The following is a 5,856-nucleotide window of genomic DNA, read 5'->3' as shown; positions in this document are numbered from 1 at the left end:
AACTGCCCGTGAATGCGCCAGTTATATGCTTCACATCCATCATACGATCTCTCTCAGACCTGTTTTTGGCGACTTCTACATAATCTTCTACTTCGGCTTTTTTATCTGTAGTAGTTATTTTTTTCACCAGCTCATGCTCAGGAGCAAGGGCTAAATAAGTAACACCAAAAACGGTGTCTAGTCGGGTAGTAAATACTTTGATTTTATCTTCATGACCATCTAAAGCGAACTCAAATTCAGCACCAATGGATTTACCTATCCAATTACGCTGCATTTCTTTCACTGGCTCAGGCCAATCAATTTTTTCTAAACCCTGAAGTAAACGCTCAGAATAGGCAGTAATACGCATCATCCATTGCATCATGTTTTTGCGGATTACAGGGTGGCCTCCTCTTTCGCTGAAGCCATCTTTCACTTCATCATTCGAAAGTACCGTACCCAGAGCCGGACACCAGTTTACAGTTGTATTGGCCAGATATGACAAACGGTATTTTAGAAGTGTTTTCTGTTGCTCTTTCTCTGAATAGCCATTCCATGTGTTAGCATCGAATAAAGGCGTATTATCATCGCACTTAGCTTTGACGTTTTTATTACCCTCTTTTTCGAAAGTTGAAATTAAGGTTGATATTGGCTCGGCTTTATCTGCGTTTTGATCGTACCAGCTATCGAAAAGCTGCATAAAAATCCATTGCGTCCATTTATAGAATTTAGGATCGCACGTTTGTACCTCTCTATCCCAATCAAACGAGAAACCTATATTTTCAAGCTGCTCTTTATATCTTTTGATATTTTGTTCGGTAGTAATAGCTGGGTGCTGCCCGGTTTGAATTGCATACTGTTCTGCCGGTAATCCGAAAGCATCAAAACCCATCGGGTGAAGTACATTGTACCCGTTCAATTTCTTAAATCTTGAAACAATATCAGAAGCAATATAACCCAGAGGGTGGCCAACATGTAATCCTGCCCCGGAAGGATAGGGGAACATATCTAGGGAGTAAAATTTTGGCTTGTCGGAATTATTATCGGCCTGATAGCATTTGTTTTGCTGCCAGTATTTTTGCCACTTTTTCTCTACTTCTCTAAAGTTATATTCTGCCATTGCTTAAAATTAAGCTGCAAAAATAAAAGTTTAAGCTGTTACAGCTTAACTAATGGCTATTAATTTGTAAATGAATTAATGATTAAATTCTTCCTTGATTCTATTGGCAAGTTCCGCTGAATTTACCTGTTCTATTGGGTGTTTAAATTCAGTAAACTCAAAGTAGTTGGCATTTGGAATGTGATGAGCAGCAGATTCAGATTCTTCTTTACTTACCATATTATCCAGTGTGCCACGTGTAATAGTAACAGGGATGGTAATTTCTTTAAATGTTTGACTGGTAAGTATTGGGTTGTTACCCAGATTAATCATCAAATCTGCAGTTTTTTGAATTACCTTTTTCCAGTCTAATGGTGAATGCCTTTCTTCTAATGTTTTGGCAAAAGCTGGGACTTTTTCTTCTATTTTCTCTGGGTTGAGCATTTTTATTTCATGCGCTGCTGAATCCGGAGTCCAATGAAACTTGGTGCCTAACGTAAAAATTTGAGCTATGCGATCATCTATACGCGAAAGGTTTAAGGCAACATAACCGCCCATGCTATAACCGAAAATAAGCGCATCTTCTAGCCGATTTTCAGACAGATAGTTTTGAAGTTCAATGGTAAATTGATCTATGGAAAAATCATTGGAAAAATACTTGCCACCATGCCCAGGGAAATTGAAACTATAGAGTTGATAATCAATACTTAATTCAGATTTCAATTGATCGAACTGTTTTTCGGAGCCTAAGGCACCGTGTAAAATAAGTAAGTTGGGTTTACTCAATTTAGTGCCTCAGTTAATGCAGATACTTCTGTTGAAATACTTTCTAAATCTTTTGTTTGATCTTTTAACGCACTAATTAAGTAACCTGGAATAGGTTTTCCGGCTACAACCTTTGAAAGTATATCCTTCAGTAATGTTTTCAGTTCAATATTTTCAGCAGGAATTTTTGGGAGCATAGTATCAATTATTGCGATGGCGGGGTGCTCCGTATCTTTCACTTCTGTAACTTCCAATGTACGTTTCACGGTATTTTTTGCTATGCACTCGTTGTATTGATCAATAATTTCATCCAGATCATTTTTCTTAAGTTTCTTTTCTTCAATAGCTTCCGCCACACCTTCGCAATCATTAAGAAACTCTGTGAGTTGCTTTTTAAAACTGATATTCGGAACTACCAGCCCATTGCCATCAAGTTTTTCTAAATAGCGGGAGCCAAAGTCATACGACTCATCTTCACGGAAGTAGTAGAGGCTTAAGTAGCCAGATTTTTCTACTCTCATAATTCTATATTTATTATTGAGACGCACAGTCTGATACAACTCATCGTCTTTTGTAAAACCAATAATTTCATAAGCTTTATAGCGAGTTCTTCCTTCATCGTGCTTTAAAACTACATCCTCAAAAAGCATTTCGGGTAACTCGATGATCACCTTTCCTCTTAGCGTGTCTCCTTCCGCAGTGTAAAGCATATCCTGACCGTTAGCGAGAGAAAATGTAGTGAGGGTAAGTAGTAAAATGACTAGTCTAAGCATGGCTCTATTATTTGCAGGCAAAAATAAAATTATTTATCACTTTGTTCACCTTTCTTCAGTCGCCCAGCATCTTTTAAGGCTTTATTGATGATCCATTCTATCTGGCCGTTAACCGATCGAAACTCGTCAGCCGCCCATTTTTCAACAGACTTGGCAAGTTCTGGATTTAAACGTAATACTATAGGCTTTTTTTTAGCCATTAACTTCCATCTTTTTATTCATCAATTTTTGCATTGTGCTGAAAACTTCTTCTGGATAGTGCGTTCCGATTGCTATTTGTTTGTTATTAATTGTATTAATAAAGAGCGCAGTATTCCCTGAAGTATTCACTAATAATCTTCCAGATACTTTTCTATATCCCCAACCCCCAAAATCTATTATCGGATTAAATTTTTTTAATTCAAAATGTTGAATTTCATCCAATGGTATGCTGTTCCATTTGCGTATGAAAGGCTTAAATCTATAACTCACCCCTTCTTGTTCAATTCGTGTCTCTAACCGACTTATTAGTAAAGATAGCGTTATGGCAACCAGAAGAATGATGATAAATGTACTTACTAAAATTAAACCGGTGTCAGAAATTGGATTATTGCCAATTGGTATTCCCAAATACAATTGATTATATAAGGCTTGTGCGATGAGAATTAAAAATGTAGCATCTATGACAATGATCAGTATCCATAACCATACTTGATTAAATCGTTGTGATTCAACAAAAACCCGCATGACTAATGGTTTAAAGTTCCTGAATTTACCACAGGCGAAACATCCTTATCGGCACACAACACTACCATTAAGTTGCTTACCATTGCCGCTTTTTTATCCTCATCCAAATCAATTATTTGTTTTTGAGAAAGTTGATCTAACGCCATTTCTACCATGCTTACAGCGCCTTCCACAATCTTGTGCCTTGCTGCCACAATAGCAGTGGCCTGCTGCCTTCTTAGCATAGCGCTGGCTATTTCAGATGCATAGGCCAAATAACCAATTCTTGCTTCTATTACCTTTATACCGGCAATCTTTAGCCTTTGGGTAAGGTTATCCTCTAAGGCACTGTTTACTTCATCAAGGCCTGACCTCAAAGTAATTTCAGCTTCGTCATCCTCAAAGTTATCGTAAGGATATTGACCAGCCAGTTTTCTAACTGCCGCATCACTTTGTACTTTCACAAAATTCTCGTAATTATCTACTTCAAACGCTGCCTTAAAGGTGTTTTCTACCTGCCAAACCAGAATTACACCTATCTGAATAGGGTTACCTACTTTATCGTTTACTTTCACTCTTTCACTATCAAAATTTCGAGCTCTCAACGATATTTTTTGCTTTGAATAAAAAGGGTTTACCCAAAAGAAGCCGTTCTTTTTTACGGTGCCTTTATAATCACCAAAGAGTACCAATACCCGAGAGCCATTAGGGTTAACAAAGAAAAAACCTGGCAAAAGAATTAAGGATAATGCAAACACTAAAAGTAATAGCGGAAACTTGGTTACTACAAATCCAACAATGGAACCAATGGCCAATACGGCAATCACAAACAACATTAAGTAACCGGAAATAGGGGAGTAATTTTTTTCTATATTCATAAGAGTGATATTAAAATGATATCATAATAGTACTAATATAAATTATTTATGATCAAATGTCTAAAAGGTTCTACTTTATTTTACCCTGAATAAAACTTTTTTGATTTTACATAGCAGTACACTTTATTTGCGTACAATTAAATCTGACAAAATGGTAAAATACAACCCTAAGACCTGGTTTTCATTAATATTTCATTCGTATAGCAGGCAAGTGATGCGAACCTTGTTTCCTGCATTGCTGGCAATGGGTCTTTATACTGCAGGTATAGTATTTTTATTTTTAGAAGTACTTGAATTCAGATTTTCGAGCACGCATGTTGTTCACTCTTTATTGGGTATTGTTCTGGGTTTGTTCCTGGTATTCAGGGTTAATTCAGCCTATGATCGTTGGTGGGAAGGAAGAAAATTATGGGGGTTACTTTTGAATAACTCCAGAAACCTGGCAGCAAAAATGTCAGCATATTTGCCCAAAGAAGACGACACTAACAGAAAGTATTTTGCCCAAATGATACCCAACTTTGCTGTGTCAATGAAGGAGCATTTAAGAGATGGTGTAGATTTAGAAGATTTGGATATGGTAGAGGATGTGTTAGATCGGGTCAAAGGTAAAAATCATATCCCTAACACTATTTCACTAATGATTTATGAGCGTATTACTCAATTATACAATGAAAAGAAAATAACTGGCGAGCAATTTTTTGTTCTGGATAAGGAGGTAAAAGAATTCTCGGATATTTTGGGTGGCTGCGAACGAATTAGAAATACGCCCATACCGTATTCATATAGTATGTTCATTAAGAAATTTATTTTTACTTACACGATAACCCTTCCCTTTGCCTTTTTATTTGATTTTTTATTCTGGACCGTTCCCATTGTGCTAATGGTATTCTTCATTTTAGTAAGTGTAGAGCTAATTGCTGAAGAAATTGAAGATCCTTTTGGTAGAGATGTAAATGACTTGCCAACTGATGATCTGTGTGAGAAAATTAAAAATAATGTGCGTGAGCTTTTAATCCATTGATACCGCCAGGTAAATCACAAAGATTATAATCATAAATAGCATAACTGCATACATCACTAAGTCGACACGCACGTATTCTTTGTATTGATTATATAGTTCTTTAAGCTTATTCACTAAACAAAGTTAGTAGTTACTTCAACTTACTTTCTTTTTATTGAGTAGAAGTTATAAATTCATGTATGAGTCTATTAAAAGAGTCTAAGGCCAACTTCGGAACAGCCCCTGTATTTTTCACGGCAATTTCTACTATTCTGGGAGCTATTATGTTCTTACGTTTTGGTTATGCCGTGGGTAGTGTTGGTTATTTAGGTACATTGGGTATCATTCTTTTTGCCCACATGGTCACTATTCCTACCGCTATGGCCATTGCGGAAATTGCTACAAATCAAAGAGTTGAAGGCGGAGGTGAGTATTACATCATTTCAAGGTCGTTCGGTATTAATGTTGGGGCAGCAATAGGTATTGCTTTATATCTTTCACAGGCCATTAGCGTAGCTTTTTACATTATTGCATTTGCCGAGGCATTTGGGCCATTAATAGATTATTTATCAACAAATTTTGGGATTGAAATTTATGATAAACGTTTTATAAGCGTACCATCGGTAATTATTTTAAGTATTTTAATTATCAAAAAAG

The 5,856-nt window shown here is 36.4% G+C and carries 7 protein-coding genes and 1 pseudogene; 2 read left to right on the top strand and 6 right to left on the bottom strand.

What is annotated here, in order from left to right; genetic code table 11:
• From RLO81_RS00780 to RLO81_RS00755, 6 genes are all read right to left on the bottom strand, one after another.
• On the bottom strand, positions 1 to 1,099 hold a 1,099-nt coding region (locus RLO81_RS00780; RefSeq protein WP_350105804.1), incomplete at its 3' end, for a class I tRNA ligase family protein.
• Between the two features lie 75 nt (positions 1,100 to 1,174).
• Entirely contained in the window at positions 1,175 to 1,864 is a 690-nt protein-coding gene (locus tag RLO81_RS00775; RefSeq protein WP_350105801.1) for an alpha/beta fold hydrolase, read from the bottom strand.
• A complete protein-coding gene (locus RLO81_RS00770) occupies positions 1,861 to 2,616 on the bottom strand; it encodes a hypothetical protein (RefSeq protein ID WP_350105798.1) in 756 nt (251 codons plus the stop codon). Before RLO81_RS00770 ends, RLO81_RS00775 begins: the two co-directional genes overlap by 4 nt.
• A 29-nt stretch (positions 2,617 to 2,645) precedes the next feature.
• On the bottom strand, positions 2,646 to 2,816 hold the full coding sequence (locus RLO81_RS00765; protein WP_205721655.1) for a type II toxin-antitoxin system antitoxin: 171 nt from the start codon (positions 2,814 to 2,816) through the stop codon (positions 2,646 to 2,648).
• Entirely contained in the window at positions 2,809 to 3,342 is a 534-nt protein-coding gene (locus tag RLO81_RS00760) for a hypothetical protein (RefSeq protein ID WP_350105795.1), read from the bottom strand. The genes RLO81_RS00765 and RLO81_RS00760 overlap by 8 nt, the downstream gene beginning before the upstream one ends.
• 2 nt (positions 3,343 to 3,344) lie before the next feature.
• Positions 3,345 to 4,199: an SPFH domain-containing protein gene (locus tag RLO81_RS00755; protein WP_502880410.1), complete on the bottom strand. Its 855-nt coding sequence runs from the start codon at positions 4,197 to 4,199 to the stop codon at positions 3,345 to 3,347.
• A 151-nt stretch (positions 4,200 to 4,350) separates the two neighbouring features.
• On the opposite strand from RLO81_RS00755, the gene RLO81_RS00750 reads away from it, so the two are divergent.
• On the top strand, positions 4,351 to 5,220 hold the full coding sequence (locus RLO81_RS00750) for a bestrophin family protein (protein ID WP_350105794.1): 870 nt from the start codon (positions 4,351 to 4,353) through the stop codon (positions 5,218 to 5,220).
• A 179-nt stretch (positions 5,221 to 5,399) separates the two neighbouring features.
• Positions 5,400 to 5,856, top strand: a pseudogene (locus RLO81_RS00745) (amino acid permease); the annotation flags it as partial.

The sequence above is a fragment of the Fulvivirga sp. genome (assembly GCF_040220315.1).
In the GTDB taxonomy this organism is placed as follows: Bacteria; Bacteroidota; Bacteroidia; order Cytophagales; family Cyclobacteriaceae; genus Fulvivirga.
The sequence above is the reverse complement of the archived record's forward strand: the minus strand, read 5'-3'. Positions and strand labels throughout refer to the sequence as shown.